Here is a 17,492-nt window from a genome sequence, read left to right on the forward strand (position 1 = left end):
CGGCCGCCCGGCGCGCGCAGGCTCAGGCGGCCAGGCGGTTCGCGACGGCGCGCACGTGCTTGCAGTTGCCGCGGATGGCGAATCCTTCGCAGGTGCAGCGCGCGACGCCGTGCGCAACGGTCACAGTATGAACGAGACCGGGCCGCGATTCGCTTGGGAAGGTGAACGTCTGCTCCGCCGGCCCAGCCGCCGCGAGGCCGCGCCGCGCCTTGGCCAGCAGGTCGAGCACGTCGCCGAGCACGCCGACCGTGCCGCGGTCGGTTGGAGGCTGGTAGCGCGGCGTTAGCCGCTCGGGACGCTCGCCGCGCACCGCCGCCTGGACGATCTCCTCGACGACCGAGGCATTGTGGGCGGCGTATTCCTCGAGGACGCCGATCGTTCGCGCCTTCTGTTCGAGCACGGCCGCGACGAAGTCATCGAGCGTTTCAGTCGCGACAAGGTAGGTGATGAAGGCAGGCCGAGTTTGGCCGATGCGGTAGATCCGGTCCTCGGCCTGCCAGTGGTTCGCGGGCACCCAATCGAGGTCGTTGAAGATGACGTGGGTCGCGGCTGTCATGGTCAAGCCGACGCCCGCCGCGACGAGATTGCCGACCAGCACGCGGATCGAAGGGTCTTGCTGCAGCGCATCGGCTGCTTCCTGCCGCGCTGCTGCCGGCGTGTCGCCGGTAATCGTGACTGCCGCCGCGCCGAGCTCCTCCTTCAGTTTCTGGACGACGACAGCATAGTTCGTGAAGACAACGACTTTCTCTTCAGCTTCCAGCCGCTCATGCACCGCCTCGAGCGTATGGGGGATTTTCGCCTCGGCCAAGGCGTGCCGCGCCGTGTTGAGCAGACCGAGGAACTGGCTCCAGGTTGGCCCCTGCGTGGCAGGATGCTTCTCGAAGAACTCGATCGCGCGCGCCTCGAGTTGACGCGCCTTCTGGCTCTTGATTTCGATTTCCTGCCAGATGCGGGTCTTGGGAGGAAGGTCCAGCGCCTCGTCCTTCGTTCGGCGCAGCATGATGCCGCTGACCAGCGCCGCGAGCTCCTCCAAGTTGGACGCGCCGCGCGTATCAAGCCCGTAGCCGTTGTCATGGGCGGCGCAGTAGCGCCTGGCGTAGACGTAGAAGTTTTTGCTGAGCGGGTGGCGAACGGCCTTGAGCAGATTGAACAGGTCGCGGGGCCGGTTGGCCATCGGCGTGCCGGTCAGCAGATAGACCGCCTCGGGGTCGCGGACAGGCTTCGGTCCGCTGCCCACGCCGAGCAGGCGCAGAACGCGGGTTGTCCGCTGGCTGTCGTTCTTGATGTAGTGCGCTTCGTCAACGACGATGCCTGCCCACGGCGTGGCCAGCAGCGCTTTTTCCACTTGACCAAGCCGGTCGTAGTTGACGATCGTCCAACGGGCGTCGGCTTGCAGGTTGGCGCCGTCGATCACCGTGATCGCGGCATCAGGCTCGATCGCCTCGATCTCGCGCCGCCACGTCAGCTTGACCCCAGCCGGGCAGATGATAAGGAACGGCCCTTCTGGAGCGGCTTCACGCAGGGCAATAATCGCCTGGCGCGTCTTGCCGAGCCCCATGTCGTCGGCGAGGATGGCGCGCCGCCGTGAAAGCAGGAACGCGATGCCGCTTTGCTGATGGCGGTACAAGCCGGGATACGCCTTCGCTAATTGACGAGCTGCTTCCTCGAGCGCATCGGAGGACGGGGTAACGGCAATGACTTCATTTTCGTATGTCATAGTTCGTCACCTTCCTTTTCGAGCACGCAGCAGGGTGCCCTTGCCTCGCGAACACTCCGCGAGAACCCTTCACCCGGCGCGTCTTCACCCTGCGTGACGCGGCAGCGCGGGCCGCGGCTCTTCAAGCGTTCGACCGCGCGAGGTCCACGCAGAGCGACCCCGGCCAGCACCGTCGCTCGCGCAGTCCTTCGCGAACCGGATCCGAACTAGTGTTCTATATAATACCGACGAAACAAGCGCCTGTCAAGCCTCTTGCCCTCGCTGAACGGGGCGGTGTCACCGAGGGGGGACGAAACGCTGCTCTCTCCCTCGATGCGGGCATCGTTGAGGAGGCGGGAGAGGCGCCGGGCGACGCTCCCCTCTGCCGGCGGTGCGCCGTTCGATTGCAGACGTGGTGAGTGTGTAATCCAATAAACTGGGTGAGGCGGCATACCGCGACCGACTGTCGCGCTTCGGCTGCAGCCGTGGAAGATGGATCCTGAGAGGCCGTCGGCCAGTGGAGGGAAGAGCATCATGGCGAAGATCGAACACCCCGCGGCTCCACCGCTCGCAGACCTTCCGGAACGGCGACCCCGCGCCGCCCGCGCCGGCCCGCTGCTCAGCCGGTTCGACGTCACCGTTCAGGTCGTGACGCCTATCCTCGGCGGGAGCGTCCAGCCGCGCACCGTCGATGAAATCGACGTCATCCGGCCGGCCACCGTGCGCGGCCACCTGCGCTTCTGGTGGCGGGCGCTCCACGGCCACCGCTACGCCACCGCCGAGCAGCTCTTTGACGCCGAGAGCGCGCTCTGGGGCCGCGCCGCCACCGACCAAGGCGGCCGCTCAGCGGTCGAGCTTGCGGTCCAAATCGAGCGGCGTTCTCAAAAGGATGGCAGCAACGTGAGCTTGGGCGACACGGGCGCGTATGCGCTCTGGCCAGCTCGTGAGACCAGAGAGCGCGGCGCGGTCAAAGACCCAGCAGCGCCGCGCTGGTGCCCGGGCATCCAGGTTCGCTTTGAGTTCACGGTGCCGGCGGCCCGCGCACAGGAAGTGCGCGACACCGTGCGGGCGTGGCTGCTCTTCGGCGGCTACGGCGGGCGGACGCGGCGCGGCGTCGGCAGCCTCACGGCGCTTTCGGACAAAGAAGCGTGGCTGCCGAAGGCGGCAAGCCGCGAGGAGTTCCAGCGTCTCTTCGGCCGCGACATCTTCGCGAACGCCGGCGCGTCGCGGGAGACGCCGCTGCTGGCCGGGGCGCGCCTCTTCGCCGGCCAGCCGGAGCCGGGTGCGATTCGGGCATGGACCGCCGCGCTCGGGTGGCTGCAGGACTTCCGCCAAGGGACGCGCGGCGCCCAAGGCGAGCGCGCGCGGGAGCCCGACCCGCAAGGAGGCAAGCGGGCATCGATTTCCAACTGGCCGGAGGCGGACAAGGTGCGGCATCTCACCGGCAAGACGAGCGGCCACACGCCTCGCCATAACGGGACGCCAGCGTGGCCGCGGGCCGGGTTCGGCCTGCCGATCATCGGCCGCTTTCAGAAGGATGGCCGCAATGGCAGGCGGCTCGACGAGCCTGAGGGGTTCGAGCTCCGATGGCGCTCCAACGGCACGGAGCACGATCGTCTCGCCAGCCCGCTGATTGTCAAGCCGCTTGCCCTCGCGAACGGCCAATTCGTGCCGATCGCGCTTTGGTTCACCCGCGCCTTGCCCCCTGACGCCCGCGTGTTCCTTAAAGGCGTGCCCGATTCCGACGCGCCGTTTGACCGGCTGGTCGCGCCGGGCGATACGCCGCGCTTCAAGGCGCTGCAGGGCAAGACGTCGCTGCGGGACGCCTTCCTCGACTGGCTCGCCGAGACGAATCGCGCGAAGGCGGTGGTCCGATGACACGCTCGCTGCTGCTCGTGACGCTTGGGCCGGTGCAGGGCTTCATCGCTCAAGCGCGCCGGACCCGCGACCTCTGGTACGGCAGTCATCTCCTTTCTGAGCTGAGCCGGGCGGCGGCGCGGGCACTCGTCGCTCAAGGCGCACAGCTCATCTTCCCGGCGCTCGCGGCGGGCGACCCTGAGCTGACCCGCTGCGACGAGCCGGTTCGCGCTAATGGCCGGCCGCCGCAGGCGATCCCGAACAAGCTGCTCGCGCTCACGCCTGACGGCGCTGACCCTGCCGTCATTGCGCGCGCCACGCGCGATGAAGTGACGCGTTTCTGGCGCACGGGGATTGCTGCCCGGGTCCGGCAGCGCTGCGCCGGCCTGATCTCCCCCAATATCGACGACGTGTGGCGCGAACAGGTCGAGACATTCCTCGAGTTCACGGCTGCCTGGGCGCCGGCAGACAACTTTGTCGAGGCGCGGCGCAAAGTCGCGCAGGCGGTCGATGGGCGCAAGCTCCTGCGCGATTTCACCGCCTGGGAATGGCAGCGCGGCGCCGTCCCGAACTCGAGCCTCGACGGGGCGAGGAAGACCGTCTTAAGGCTGCCGGATGCCCGCGACAAGGCGCTTGCAACGACCTACCGTATCGGGGACGGCGAAAACCTCGACGCCATCGGGCTGATCAAGCGCGCCGGCGGCGACCCCGACCAGTTCGTCCCTGTCGTCAACGTCGCCGTCGCCGATTGGGCGGCCTACGCACGGGAGATTGCCGCTAAAGAGATGGAAGAACTCGCCGAGGCCGCACGCGAAATCGGGCTCTCCCGCGTCTCCCGCGACCTTCCGTGCGCGCGGCCGTTCCGGTTCGATGCCAGCATCTTCTTCCCCGACCGCTGGCCGGCAGTGTTCAAAGAGCAGGATCTCAACGGTGAGCAGGATCTCAACGGTGACCCGCAGGAGTGGGGAGAGACCTGGGTTCGGCCGGTGCTGCGGCGAGCGAAGGAGCCGTTTCCCTATGTCGCGTTCCTCGTCGCCGACGGCGACCGCGTCGGGCGAGCGCTCGATACCCTCGATTCGCCGGAGAAGCTTCAGACGTTCTCGAAGCAGCTCGCCGAGTTCGCGGGCGAGGCGCGCGACATTGTCGAGCAGCGGCATCGCGGCGCGCTGATCTATTCGGGCGGCGACGATGTGCTCGCCATCCTGCCGGTGCCGCAGGCGGTGGCCTGCGCCGACGCGCTCCGCCGGGGCTTTGCTGACGCTATGGCAAAGACGGGCGTTCCCGCCGGCGACCGGCCGACGCTCTCGGTCGGCATCGGCATCGGCCACGTGATGGAAGGCATGGGCGATCTTCTCGACCTCGCTCGGGACGCCGAGCGCGAGGCGAAGAAGGAGCGCAACGCCCTCGCCGTCATCGTCGACCGCCGCTCCGGCGACCGGCGCGTCTGGCGCGCTTCATGGAACTCCGACCCCGCCAGCCGGCTCAGGGAGGATGCAGAGCTGCTCGCAGGACCGCTCTCCTCCCGCAAGGTGTATGAGATCGCGGCCGTCCTCCGCCGGCTGCCGCTGGCCGAGGCGGTCGATGGCGATGCGGAATGGAGAGCGCTGCTCGCGGGCGAGGTGAAGCGCGCTCTGGCGCGCGCGGGCGAGGGCAGCCTGACGCCGGCCGAGGTCGGGCTCGACCTTCCCAAATCGTACCGCGAGTGCCGCGAGGCGGTCGAGCAGTGGGTCAACCGAGTGCTGCTTGCCCGCGTGCTCGAGATGGCGAAACCCGGCGCATCGCGCGCTCAGGAGGAACGATGACCGAGACCGCGCATCTCGCGCTCATTCCTCGCGACGGGCTGTTCTGCAAAGACGGGCGCGGCTGGTTTACCAGCGCCTCGAACCGCGGCCACGCGCTCGACTGGCCGTGGCCCCAGACTATCCTCGGCGCGCTCCGGACCGCCTGGGGGCGCACGGAAGAAGCGCGGCGCGGCCGCGCCTTTCGTCCCGATGAGTGGGCTGACCAGACAGCGGCGATCGCGCTTGGGCCGACGTTCCCGCTCCGCCGGCCGCACGGCGCGGCGTGGGAACCCGGCCAGCGGATGTGGCCGGCGCCGGCCGATGCCCGCTGGCTGAAGGACGAGAAGGAGGTGGCGCGCCTCGACCCGGTGCCAAGCGACGTGCCGACCTTGGGCCGCGACGACGACGACGCGCGCGAGGCGCTCTGGCGTCCGCAGCTTGACGACCGGCAGAAACCGGAACCGCCACCCGCGTGGCTGCCCGACGCCGATTTCATCGCCTGGCTGGCCGGCCGTCCCGTCCCTGTCCGACGGGAGCGGTTCCGGCTCGCAAAGCGTGTCCAAATCCATGTTACGGTGGACCCCAGTACCCTCACAGCGAAGGAGGGGCTGCTCTACTCCCACGATGTCGTCGAGACGGTGGAGCGCGATGCCGAGTGGGCGATCGGCGCCGAGGTGACCCTTCCGAGCGCCGGGCTGCGCTGGGCGACGATCGGGGCGGATGCCCGGCTGGCCGCAGTCGAGCCGCTGCCCGCGGAGCTGTTCGCGCCGCCGCCCGCGCTGCTCGAGGCGTTCCGGGCAGGAAGCCGCGGCCTGCGGCTGGTCGTCGTCACGCCGGCGTGGTTCCGCCGCGGCTGGCTGCCGAACGGCCTCCAGCGCGATGACGAAACGAAGACGTATCGCGGCCGGCTGCGCGGTCTCGAGGTCGACCTCGTCCTGCGCGCCGCGTTCGTCCCTCGTCCGATCGAGGTCTCGGGCTGGGCGGTGCGCGAGGGGGTCGCCAAGCGCTCGGACCGACTTGTTCCGCCCGGAGCGGTCTACTTCTTCGAACGCGCCGACGGCGGCGTCTTTACCGACGCCGAGGCGCGGGCGCTCTGGCTCGCTCAGCTTGGCTCGCGCCCGAGCGGAGGCTATGGCCGCGTCGTCCCAGGTGTCTGGACCCCTGCAAGGAGGAGCTGATGATCGTCCGTCCTTTCCTCGTCCATGCGCTTTCTCCGCTCCACGCCGGCGTCGGCCACGCGGCAGACGTCGTCGACCTGCCGATCGCGCGCCTGAAAGCAACCGGCATCCCGTTCATCCCCGGGTCGTCGCTGAAGGGCGTCCTCCGCGACGCCCGCCAAAATGCCAATACCGAGGACAATAACAACGAGGAGAGGCTCAAGGCGGTCTTCGGGCCGCCGACCGGCGAGGCGCATGAGCATGCCAGCGCGCTCTCGCTGACCGACGCTCGCCTGCTCGCGATGCCGGTGCGCAGCTTCCGCGGCGTCTTCGCGTGGACAACCTCGCCCTTGCTGCTCAAGCTCGCCAAGCGCGACCTCAATGAGCGCGCCCGCGACCTTCCCGTCCCGGCGATCGACGGCCGGCGGGCGCTCGTTACCAGCGGAAGCGCCGTTCTCCACAAGAACCATGTCTATCTCGGTGAACTCGACCTCGAAGCTGCCGCCTCGCCGGAGGCCGCCCGCTGGGCGCAGTTCCTCGCTCCCTGGATCTCGCCCGAGGAGGACATCTTCTCGAAGCGGTTTGTCATCGTCGACGACGACACGATGGCGTTCTTCATGGAGACGGCGACCCAAGTCGACGCTCGCGTTCGGCTCGACGACACGACCCGGACGGTCGCCCAAGGCGCGCTCTGGCTCGAGGAGAGCTTGCCGCCGGAGACGGTGCTGATTGGGCTGCTCGTCGCTGACCGGAGCCGCAGGAACGGCAAGCTGGGGCCGCTCTCTCCCGAGGAAGTTGCTGACTTCGCTCTGCCTCGCGAGGAAACGCTGCAGATCGGCGGCAAAGCGACGACCGGCCACGGCCGCTGCCGCATCATCCCGGTTTCGTGAGGAGGGGACGACGATGACGACCACCTCTCAGCAGTCCTCTGCCAGCAAGAACCCCACCCTCTTCCGCGACCAGCAGCGCGCCCGCCATGCCTATCGCTGCGTCGCCAGCGTCAAGCCTCACGAACAGCGCGACTACGAGATTGCCGTCAACGACCTCGGCGCAAACATCCTGCGCGGCGGGCTGTGCGCGGCGCTTGCCGCCCTCCAGCGGCTCGGCCCGCGCGGCGAGGTCGTCCTCGCGCATCTCGCCGCGGCGGGTGTCCCGGGTCTCGAGAGGGCGGACAAGACGACGCTCGTCGACGAGGTCCGCAAGCTGGATACCGACGGATATATCCTCGCGACCCGGGAGATGCTGCGCGTCGCCGCGTGGCTGAAGCGGGCTGCCCAAGCTACCTTCGGGACAACGGAGGCGTGAGATGCGGGCAGTGTTGGAGAACATCGTCAAGAGCGGCGAGACGCCGAGCCACCTCGCCCTCGCCTATGATGCCTGGGCGCCGGTCTCGCCGGGCGACGGCAAAGTGCCGGACAACGACCGGCAAGCGTGGCTCGGCAAGCTGGCCGACATTCCCGTCGACCCGGACTACGCCCGGTTCTTCGAGCGGTGGAAAGCGAGCTTCCGCGCTGAAGGCGACCGGGCGCTCGAGGTGACGCTCGCCAGCCGCCTGCTCATCGGGCACGGCAATTCCAGCGCCACCGACGTCGGGCTGACCGTCCATCACACTTGGGGCGTGCCGGTCATTCCCGGCACGGCGCTGAAGGGGCTGCTCGCGCACTATGTCGACGCCGTCTACGGTCCTGACGGCCAAGACGCGGCGGACGAAGAGCAGAAGCGGCGGCGCTATCGCGGCATCACGTGGGACGGCCGCCGCATCAGGCGCGGGCCCGGGGAGGTGTACCGCGCGCTCTTCGGCGCGCCCGAGACCGATGAGGACGACTGGCTGCGCGCGGCCGGCCAGCCTGCGGGCGCCTCAGCCGGCCTCGTCACCTTTCACGATGCGCTCTACGTGCCGGGCAGCGGCATACCGTTCGCTATGGATGTGCTGACGGTTCATCAGAAGCGCTATTACGATGCGCACAACATGCCGGGCGCCCAGAACGGGCCGTGGCCGAACGACTACGACAGTCCGAACCCGGTCTCCTTTCTCACCGTTCGCCCGCATGTGCGGTTCTTGCTCGCGCTCTCCGGCCCGCCCGACTGGACGGCGCTCGCTGAGCACCTTCTTCTCGATGCCCTTGCCACGTGGGGCATCGGCGCCAAAACGAGCGCCGGCTACGGGCGACTGACCGCAACTTCGGCGGCAGATACTAGAGCCCAAGTGGCGCCTCCTCGTAAGACTGCGATGCCGAACAACGGCGACCTCGTTGAGGCTGTACTGGTTGAACGGAGACCGAACGGCAGTTGGATCGCCAAGCACGAGCCATCAGGCTTGCAGGGGCCGATCTTGAATTCTTCCGCTGTACCGAGTGAAAAGAAGGTTGGCGATCGGATAGCACTGGTGGTGGCTAATCGAAGTCAACGCCAGTTTCGTGTGCCTGCTCCTCAGCAAGGTATGCAGTCTCCTCAAAAAAAGAGATAAGCGGCCATGAACGAGCACCGTCAAGTTCTGCTGATCTGCACCGTTGGCGGCAGCCCAGAGCCGATCATCACGAGCATCAAGGAACTGAAGCCCGCGCGCGTCTGCTTTGTCCCGTCAAGGGACTCTCATGTCCGCGTCGCCTCCACGATCGTCCCGAAATGCGAGCTTCCTCCCGGGATGTACAGAAGCTACGTGGTCGAGAACCCGCAGCATCTTGCCGAGTGCATCGAGGCGATGCGCAAGCTGAACGACGAGGTAGAGGACTGGCTCGGCCGCGGCGACGAGTACGAGGTTGTGGTCGACGTGACGGGCGGGACGAAACTGATGACGGCGGCGCTCGCGCTCGTCGCGGCGCGCTGGCCGAGGTGTACCTTCTCCTACGTCGGCGGCGAGGTCCGGGACCGCGAGGGGCTTGGCATTGTCCAGACCGGGACGGAGCGCGTCATCCTCGTCCCGAACCCGGTTGAACTGCTCGGGATGGCGGCGCTGCAAGATTTCATGCTGCTTTTCGACCACGGCGACTACGCCTCTGCCCGCCGGCTCGCCGAGGAGAGCAAGCGGAACGTCCGTGAGAAGCATCGCAAACAGCAGTTCGCTGCGCTCGAGCAGCTTGCCAAGGCCTTCGAACAGTGGGATCAGTTCGATCATGCTGCCGCGCTCGCATCGTTGTCCTCCATCGACCGAAACGGCTTGCGCGCTGCTCTCGGCGACGGGCGCGCCGACCGCATTCTGAAACAGTGCGACCAGTTACGCGGGTATCTCGAGCGCCTGGAGGGGACCGAGTCGCCGCCGGTCCGCGACCTGATCATCGACCTGATCGCCAACGCCAAGCGCCGCAAGGACGAGCACCTCTACGACGACGCTGTCGCGCGCCTCTACCGCGCCATCGAGGCGCTCGGGCAGTTGGCTATCCAAGACTACGGCTTCGAGGGGAGCGACAAAATTCCCGTGGAGCGGCTGCCGGAGGCCCTGCGCGAAAAGTGGGCGGCCCGCGCGGAGAACGGCATCGTCAAGCTAGGGCTGCAGGATCTCTATCTTCTCCTTGACTCTCTCGGTGCCCCGCTCGGCGCGAAGTTCCGCGAATTGGGTCTCGACGGCGAGAAGTCGCCGCTTGTGGCGCGCAACAACTCGATCTTGGCGCACGGCTTTGCGAGGGTGTCGGATAAGGCCTTCGAGCAGCTCTGGACGGCGGCGCTCGCCCTTGCCGCGGTCGTCGGCATCACGGAGCGCGACCTGCCGGTCTTCCCGAAGATGAACCCCTCGTAGGCGGGAAGAGGGGCTAGCCGGCCCGCCGGTCGGCCTCCATCTCCTTACGCAGCTGAAGCGATGACCAGATCGGCACGCCGACTTGGATCGCAATCTGCACCGGAATCAGGCAGAGCCCGACGATAACGAGCGAGAGAATAAGGATCGCCGTCCAGGCCAGCACGTTGTAGAGAAGGAACGCGGCGAGGCGGATAATGCCGTCGGTTGTCCGGCCGGCGTAGAGATAGCCGATGCCGAGAAAGCCGAACAGCCCGGGGATCAGCTCGAGGAGAAAGGCCGTGCTTGGGTCTTTCTGCCCGCCCGCGACCGCCGGCGCGGAGCTGAGGATCGCTGGCCCAGCAGTCTCGGCGAACGCGGGGCGGTCGCTCGCAAGCGGCGACGGCTCGGGGGGGACGCCCGATATCGCGGCGCCGGCAGCGGGCTCAAGCGGCGGCGCGCTGCCTTCCGTGGCCGCTCGGGGAGTGGCGACCTCCTCCGCACCAGGCGGCCCACTCGGCGCCGGCGCCGGCCCGCTGGGTTCGTCGCTCCGTTCGCTCGCGGCCTCCGTCGACGCGCTCAGCGGGGCAGGCGGTTCGACAGCTGCCGCGGTCTCGGCGAGCGATGCGCTTGGCGGCGCGGCCGCCGAAGGGGGCGCGGCCGGCTCCTCGAGAGACGAGGAGCTCCAGAGGGGGTCGCTTCGTTCGTCTGCGCGCTCGAGAGCCGGCTCGTCCCAGAGCGGGCCGCGCCGCTCCTCGCCCGGAAGATCGCCAGCGCGCGCGGTCGTCGGCTCGTTCTCGGGCATGAACGTCGGTTCGACGCCGGGGTAGGGCGCTTGCCGCGCCGGGTCCGTTGCTCCACGGTCGCCATGGGGATCCTGGTCGGGGCCGCGGGTGTCGCTCACACTTCCCTCCCTCGGCGGAACGAGCCCTCCGGCGCGGCGGGCTGCCGCTCACGGCGCATTGTATCCTAGGCGCCGGCCGCATTCGGTCGTCTGATGTGCGAAGATTGTGCAGGACCCATGTCGCTTGCAACGACGGTCGCCCTCAAAGAGCGTGTTCGCCGCGCGGTCGATGAGCGCCAGGAGGACTTGATCGCGCTCAGCCGGGCGATCCACGCTGACCCAGAGCTTGCGTTTCAGGAGGTTCGCGCCGCCGCCCGCCTAACCGCGCTGCTCGAGGCAGGGGGGTTCGTCGTTGCGCGCGGCGTTGGCGGCTTGGCAACGGCCTTCCGCGCCGAGTTCGGCAGCGGCAGCCCGACGATTGGGATCTGCGCCGAGTATGATGCGCTGCCGGAGCTCGGCCATGGCTGCGGGCATAACGTCATCGCGGCGGCAGCTGTCGGCGCCGGGCTGGCACTAGCGTCGCTCGGCAGCCGCTTGCCCGGCCGGGTTGTCGTCATCGGCACGCCGGCTGAGGAGGGCGGCGGTGGCAAGGTGATCCTGCTTGAGCGAGGTGTCTTCCACGACCTTGACGCCGCGATGATGATCCACCCGGCGACGCGCAATCTGGTCGATCGCGGCTCGCTCGCCTCGCTGCGCGTCGAGGTGACGTACCTTGGCCGGTCGGTCCATGCAGATGCGCCGCCGGGCAGCGGCATCAGCGCCCTCGACCCGATGATCCAGCTCTTCGCCGGGGCGAATGCGCTCCGTGCCGGCATGCTGCCGACGGCCCGGCTGCACGGCATCATCGTCGAGGGAGGGAGCACGCCGACGCTGCTTCCCGGCCGCACCGTCGCCCGCTTCTCAATCCGCGCTTCTGAGCGGCAGTATGCCGAGCACCTCCTCGAACGTTTCCGGCGGGTGGCGGAAGCGGCTGCTCTGGCGACCGGCGCTGAGGCGCAGGTCGTCGTCGCCCCCGGCTATGAGAATATGGTGCCCAACCGCGCGATCGCCCGCGCCTTTGCCGCCAATCTCGAGGCACTCGGCCGCGTCGTGACGCCGACGACCGGCAACGAGCGGATGGGCTCGACCGACATGGGCAATGTCAGTCAAGCGCTCCCGGCGGTCCACGCCTACCTGAGCATCGCCCGCGAAGGGATCAGCGGTCATTCCGCTGCCTTCCGCGACGCGGCAGGCTCGTCCGGCGGTGACCAAGCGGCGCTCGACGGTGCCCGCGCCCTCGCGATGACGGCGATCGATCTGATGACCGACCGCGACCTGTTCCGGCAGATGCAGGAGGAGTTTGCCGCTCAGCGCGCTGCCGGCCGGGTGAAGGGGCTTCCGCCCGCGTGAGCGCCCGCGCTCGCCTTCGCGAGGCAGTTCGCCGCCATCGGGACCCGCGCCGGCAAAAATGGAGCGAATGCGGCCGGCGACGATGGCTGCTCCCGCTGCTGCTCTTCCTCGGCGTGACAGGCGTCTTCTGGGCCATCCTCCCGCACCGGATCGACGCTCTTCGGCCGCTGGCGACGCCTCTGCCGGCGCCGACCGGCGACGAGCCGTACTACCTCGAAATGGCGCTCTCGCTGCTGCGTTACGGCTCGCTCGAGCTGACCCGCGCCCGCTCGATCGATCGTCTGTATTCCGAGTTCTATCCCGAGCCGCTCCTCGGGCATGAGGCCAACTCGCCGCGCGGCCATGTTTCGAAGCACTATCCCGGTCTCTCGGTCCTGATCGCGCCGTTCTATCTCGTTGGCGACGCGCTCGGCAGGGGCGCATACGGCGCAGGGCGCTTCGCGGTCGCGCTCGCGCTGGGCGTCGTCGGCGGCCTCGTCGCCATGAACATCTTCCTCGTAGCGCGCGAAACGGGCGGCGGGACCTGGTGGAGCGCCGCTGTTGCGCTGCTGCTCGCCTTCAGCAGCCCGTTGCTTTCCTACAGCTTTCTCATTTTTCCTGAGCTGCCGGCTGCGCTCCTCACTGTTTACGCCTTCCGGCGCGCCCGCCTTCCCAATGGGAGCGCGCGGACCCTGCTTACCGGCGCGGCACTTGGCCTCCTCCCGTGGCTCCATCCCCGCTTCATCGTCCTCGCGCTCGCGCTCGCGGCATGGTTTGTCATCGGCCGGCGGCGGACCGCACGCGAAGTGGCGCTGCTGCTCGCGCCCGCGGCTGTCTCGGCGGCGGGGATCGTCCTATACCACCTCTGGGCGTTCGGGTCGCCACTGCCGAATAGCGGCGATCACGCCGGCTTCGGCGGCCCTCAGCACCTGCTCATCGGTGCCGCCGGTCTCCTGCTCGATCAGCAGTGGGGCCTGCTGATCTACGCGCCGATCTACCTGCTGGTTGCGGCTGGGCTCCCCGCGCTTGTCGTCCATCGCCGGCGCGACGCGCTCGGGCTGCTGATCGTCACCCTCCCCTACTTCCTTCTCATCGCCGCCTACCTTCAGTGGTGGGGCGAATGGGGGCCGCCAGCCCGCTACCTGACGGCGGTCGTTCCGCTGGCGGCGCTGCCTCTTGCCGCTGCCCGGCCGGCGTGCTGGTGGCAGTGGGGCATCGCTGCTCTCCTCGCCCTGCCTTCCCTCACGATCGGCGTCCTCTTTGTGCTCTGGCCGGAGACGATGTACAACCACCCAACCGGGCACGGCCACCTCTGGCTTCGGCTGGCCGACTCTGGGCTGCCGAATCTTGTCCCCTTCCTCCCCAGCTTCGTCGCTCCGGGAGCAGACGGCGCGCTGCTGATGGCGCTCTGGATCGTGTTCGCCGGCCTCGCGGCGGCTCTCCTTACGCTCAGCGGGCCGGGCGCCCAAGCGCGCTAGCCGGCGGTCACTGCGCTGCCCAAAAGCGGAGCGTCGGTCGCCCGAGGCGGCGCGATCCTCCCTCAGCCGGCTTTCTTCAGACCGCGCCCATTCCGTCCGCTGCTGTCGGGGTCGAGAGGCACGAGGTCGATCGGAGTGAGGCTGACGGCGTCTGGGCCGACAAGGTCGTCCAAGCTGGCGCGGAGGTCCGCCGTCATGGTGACGCCTCGGATGGTCGGCAGCTGGAGCACCACCTTCGAGCGCTGGGCGGCGACGATGACTTGGACCGGGTCATCGCCCGCGTGCTGCTGCAGAAGCGACATCAAACTGTCGAAGCGTTGACAGTCCTCGACCGGATTGCCCCGTTCGCGGAACTCAATTCGAACGCGCGTCCGTTTTGGCGCGAGGTCAGTGAACTCCTCGCTGACGCCGGGCTGGTAGCGGGCCGCCGTGTCGACGACGAACGACAGCCGGTCGTCGCGCGACCGGACCCGTCCGCGCGCCGTGACGATCGTGCCGTCGACCCACAGGTCTTTCGTCCGTTCGTAGACGTCGGCCCAGACAGTCACCTCGATCGAGCCGATCAGATCCTCGAGCACTGCCGTGCAGAACGGCCGGCGGTCTCGGGTGAAGAGCGTTCGAACCGACGTTACCATGCCGGCCACGAGCAGGGTCTGTCCGACATGCTCCTCGGTGATCGCTCCGCAGGGGGTGGCGTCGAGGGAACGGTCGGAAGCGACCGCGGCAAACGGATGCTCGGAGAGATAGACGCCGAGCAATTCCTTTTCCCACTGCAGCTTCTCGCGCCCGGAGACCGGCGCTACCGGCAGCTCGATCGTCGGCTGCGGCACTGGCACCTCGGCGCCGAACAGGTCGAACATCGTCGCCTGTCCTGCTTCCCGCAGCTTCTGCTGGCGCTGGGCGAACGCCAGGATCCGTTCGATCCCCGCGAGCAGGCTGCCCCGGTCGCCGAAGGAGTCGCAGGCCCCTGCTTTGATTAGCGATTCGAGCACCCGCTTATTGACCACGCGCGGGTCGACGCGGCGGCAGAACTCCTCGAGCGATGCGAACGGGGTATCGCCGCGGGCCGCCACGATCGCCTCGGCGGCGCCCACGCCGACGTTTTTGATCGCGCCCAGCCCGAAACGGATTGCCCGTTCCCCCTCGATCGTAAAAGCGACGCCGCTGCGATTGACATCGGGCGGCAGCACTTCGAGCCCGAGCCGTTTGCTTTCGGCGACTGTGCTGGCGATCTTGTCGGTCATGTCGAGGTGGGCCGAGAGCACCGCGGCGAGATACTGGGCGGGGTAGTTCGCTTTGAGATACGCTGTCTGGTAGGCGAGTTCGGCGTAGCAGGCCGAATGCGCTTTGTTGAAGGCATATCCGGCGAACGGCTCGATCAGGTCGAAAATCTGGTCCGCGAGCTCGGCAGAAAAGCCGTTGGCGAGAGCGCCTTGCCGGAATTCCTCGCGCTGGGCGCGCATCACCTCAGGGTTTTTCTTGCCCATTGCCTTGCGGAAGATGTCGGCCTTGCCGAGCGAAAAGCCGGCGACAGCGCGCACAATGTGCAGCACTTGGTCTTGGTAGACGATGACGCCGTAGGTCTCTTTCAGGATCGGCTCAAGCACGGGGTGAAGGTAGGTGACCGGAGCCCGGCCGTGCTTTGCGTCGATGTAGCGCGGGATGTGCGCCATCGGCCCGGGGCGGTAGAGCGCCACCATCGCCATGATTTCGGCGATGCTCTGCGGCTTCAGTTCTTTGATATAGCGCCGCATTCCCTGCGACTCTAACTGGAAGACATTGCTCGTCTCCCCGGCAGAAAGCAGTTCGAACGTCTTTGGGTCATCCTGCGGGATCGCGCTGAGATCGAACGGCTGCCCGGTTGTCTGCTCGATCAGGGCGCGGCATCTGGCGAGCACGCTCAGGTTGATCAGCCCGAGGAAGTCGAGCTTGAGCAGCCCGATCTTGGCAACCGCATCCATATCAAACTGGGTGACCAAGATCGACGACTCATCTCCCTTCGCGGGGCGTTGCAGCGGGACGTTGCGGATGAGCGGCTCATCCGAGATCACGACGCCGGCGGCGTGAGTGCTGGCATGGCGCGTAATCCCTTCGAGCTGTTTCGCCATAGTCACGAGGTCGCGGACAGCCGGGTCTTGATCGATCAGCGCTTTCAGCTCAGGGTTTTCGGCAATGGCGCGGTCGATTGTCATGTGCAGCTGCTGGGGGATCAGCTTCGCCACGCGGTCGACGAAGCTGTACGGCAGCCCTTTGGCGCGGCCGACGTCGCGGATGGCCGCTTTCGCTCCGAGCGTTCCGAAGGTGATGATCTGGGCAACGCGGTCACGACCGTACTTCTTGACGACATACTCGATCACTTCGCTGCGGCGGTCGTCCTGAAAATCCATATCGATGTCGGGCATCTCTTTGCGCTCGATGTTCAGAAAGCGCTCAAAGACAAGCCCTTTTTCGATCGGGTCGATCGAGGTGATGCCGAGGGCATACAGGACGATGCTCGCCGCCGCGCTGCCGCGCACGCCGTAGAGAATGCCGCGCTCGCGGGCGAAGGTAAGAATGTCATCGACGACCAGAAAGTAGTTTGCGAACTGGGTCGCGCGGATTACCCCCAGCTCCATCTCCAGCCGCTCGCGGACGCGGGGGGGAAGCTGGCCGCCGTAGCGGCGGGGAAGCCGCTCCCAGCACAGCTTCGCGAGGTAATCGTCCGCGCTCATCCCCGCTGGCCGCTCCACCTCCGGGAGCTTCACCCGGTCGAAATCGAGCGTGAGATTGCAGCGATCGGCGATCACCAGCGTGTTGCGGAGCGCGTCCTCGAGCCCAGAGAACGCTGCCGCCATCTCCGCCGGCGACTTCAGATAGAACGACTGCGCCTCCATGCGCATCCGCTTCTCGTCGGAGACTTGGGCGTTCGTCTGGATGCAGATCAGCAGGTCCTGCGCTTCATGGTCTTCTGCATAGACATAATGCAGGTCGTTTGTGGCGACGAGCGGCACCCCGAGCGCACGTCCGAGGTCGACCAGTTCAGCGTAGGCGCGCGCGAACGCCGGCATATCATGGCGCTGCACCTCAAGGAAGTAGTCCTCTCCGAACACCTCGCGATACCAGCCGATCGTGGCGATGGCGTCTTCACTCCGGCCCTCGTGGATGGCGCGAAGAACTTCGCCGCTCGGGCAGGCTGAGAGGCAGATCAGCCCGGCGCGATGACGAGCCAGCAGCTCGCGGTCGATGCGCGGCTTGTAATAGAACCCGTCTACCCACGCAGCGGTAGTGAGGGCGAGGAGGTTGCGATAGCCGGTCAGGTCTTTCGCCAAGAGGACAAGGTGGAAGGGGTTCTTGTCGGCTGCCGTCTTATCGGTGTGGCGGTTCGGGGCGACATAGGCCTCAACTCCGATGATCGGCTTGATCCCCCGCGCTTTCGCTTCGGTGTAAAACTGCACCGCGCCGTAGAGCGCGCCGTGATCGGTCAGCGCAATCGCGTTCATCCCCAGTTCGCGCGTGCGGTCCATCAGCACGGGGATCCGACAGAGCCCGTCGAGCAGCGAATACTCGGTATGAACGTGCAGATGCGCGAACTCGGCCACTGGCTCCCCCTGAACGATGCTGCC

At 67.6% G+C, this 17,492-nt stretch carries 12 protein-coding genes; 9 read left to right on the forward strand and 3 right to left on the reverse strand.

The features are described 5' to 3' along the window. Positions 1-22: 22 nt before the first annotated feature. Entirely contained in the window at positions 23-1,717 is a 1,695-nt protein-coding gene (locus NZ773_00005) for an SNF2-related protein (GenBank protein MCS6800314.1), read from the reverse strand. A gap of 513 nt (positions 1,718-2,230) precedes the next feature. On the opposite strand from NZ773_00005, the gene cmr1 reads away from it, so the two are divergent. From cmr1 to NZ773_00040, 7 genes are read left to right on the forward strand one after another with little or no spacing between them, the layout of a single operon-like run. After that, a complete protein-coding gene (cmr1, locus tag NZ773_00010; protein MCS6800315.1) occupies positions 2,231-3,574 on the forward strand; it encodes a type III-B CRISPR module RAMP protein Cmr1 in 1,344 nt (447 codons plus the stop codon). Further along, entirely contained in the window at positions 3,571-5,355 is a 1,785-nt protein-coding gene (gene cas10, locus NZ773_00015) for a type III-B CRISPR-associated protein Cas10/Cmr2 (protein ID MCS6800316.1), read from the forward strand. The genes cmr1 and cas10 overlap by 4 nt, the downstream gene beginning before the upstream one ends. Continuing rightward, the gene (locus NZ773_00020; GenBank protein MCS6800317.1) at positions 5,352-6,512 is read left to right on the forward strand and encodes a type III-B CRISPR module-associated protein Cmr3; all 1,161 of its coding nucleotides are present in this window, start codon (positions 5,352-5,354) and stop codon (positions 6,510-6,512) included. Before cas10 ends, NZ773_00020 begins: the two co-directional genes overlap by 4 nt. Further along, the gene (gene cmr4, locus NZ773_00025) at positions 6,512-7,381 is read left to right on the forward strand and encodes a type III-B CRISPR module RAMP protein Cmr4 (protein ID MCS6800318.1); all 870 of its coding nucleotides are present in this window, start codon (positions 6,512-6,514) and stop codon (positions 7,379-7,381) included. Before NZ773_00020 ends, cmr4 begins: the two co-directional genes overlap by 1 nt. A 13-nt stretch (positions 7,382-7,394) precedes the next feature. After that, positions 7,395-7,796, forward strand: a complete 402-nt coding sequence (locus tag NZ773_00030) for a type III-B CRISPR module-associated protein Cmr5 (protein ID MCS6800319.1) — start codon at positions 7,395-7,397, stop codon at positions 7,794-7,796. A gap of 1 nt (position 7,797) precedes the next feature. After that, positions 7,798-8,958, forward strand: a complete 1,161-nt coding sequence (cmr6, locus tag NZ773_00035; protein MCS6800320.1) for a type III-B CRISPR module RAMP protein Cmr6 — start codon at positions 7,798-7,800, stop codon at positions 8,956-8,958. Between the two features lie 6 nt (positions 8,959-8,964). Then, the gene (locus NZ773_00040; protein MCS6800321.1) at positions 8,965-10,224 is read left to right on the forward strand and encodes a TIGR02710 family CRISPR-associated CARF protein; all 1,260 of its coding nucleotides are present in this window, start codon (positions 8,965-8,967) and stop codon (positions 10,222-10,224) included. Between the two features lie 13 nt (positions 10,225-10,237). On the opposite strand, the gene NZ773_00045 is transcribed toward NZ773_00040, so the two are convergent. Further along, positions 10,238-11,104, reverse strand: coding sequence for a hypothetical protein (locus tag NZ773_00045; GenBank protein MCS6800322.1), 867 nt, complete (start codon positions 11,102-11,104; stop codon positions 10,238-10,240). A 117-nt stretch (positions 11,105-11,221) separates the two neighbouring features. Here NZ773_00045 and NZ773_00050 point away from each other — a divergent pair, with 117 nt between their 5' ends. Both NZ773_00050 and NZ773_00055 read left to right on the forward strand, forming a co-directional pair. Next, positions 11,222-12,433 (forward strand): amidohydrolase, encoded by a 1,212-nt coding sequence (locus NZ773_00050; GenBank protein ID MCS6800323.1) that lies wholly within the window; start codon positions 11,222-11,224, stop codon positions 12,431-12,433. Next, positions 12,430-13,890, forward strand: a complete 1,461-nt coding sequence (locus tag NZ773_00055; GenBank protein MCS6800324.1) for a hypothetical protein — start codon at positions 12,430-12,432, stop codon at positions 13,888-13,890. The genes NZ773_00050 and NZ773_00055 overlap by 4 nt, the downstream gene beginning before the upstream one ends. Before the next feature lie 62 nt (positions 13,891-13,952). Here the strand turns inward: NZ773_00055 and NZ773_00060 are convergent, their stop codons facing one another. Beyond that, the gene (locus tag NZ773_00060; GenBank protein ID MCS6800325.1) at positions 13,953-17,468 is read right to left on the reverse strand and encodes a DNA polymerase III subunit alpha; all 3,516 of its coding nucleotides are present in this window, start codon (positions 17,466-17,468) and stop codon (positions 13,953-13,955) included. Positions 17,469-17,492: the final 24 nt, after the last annotated feature.

The sequence above is a fragment of the Dehalococcoidia bacterium genome, assembly GCA_025054935.1.
GTDB lineage: Bacteria > Chloroflexota > Dehalococcoidia > SpSt-223 > SpSt-223 > JANWZD01.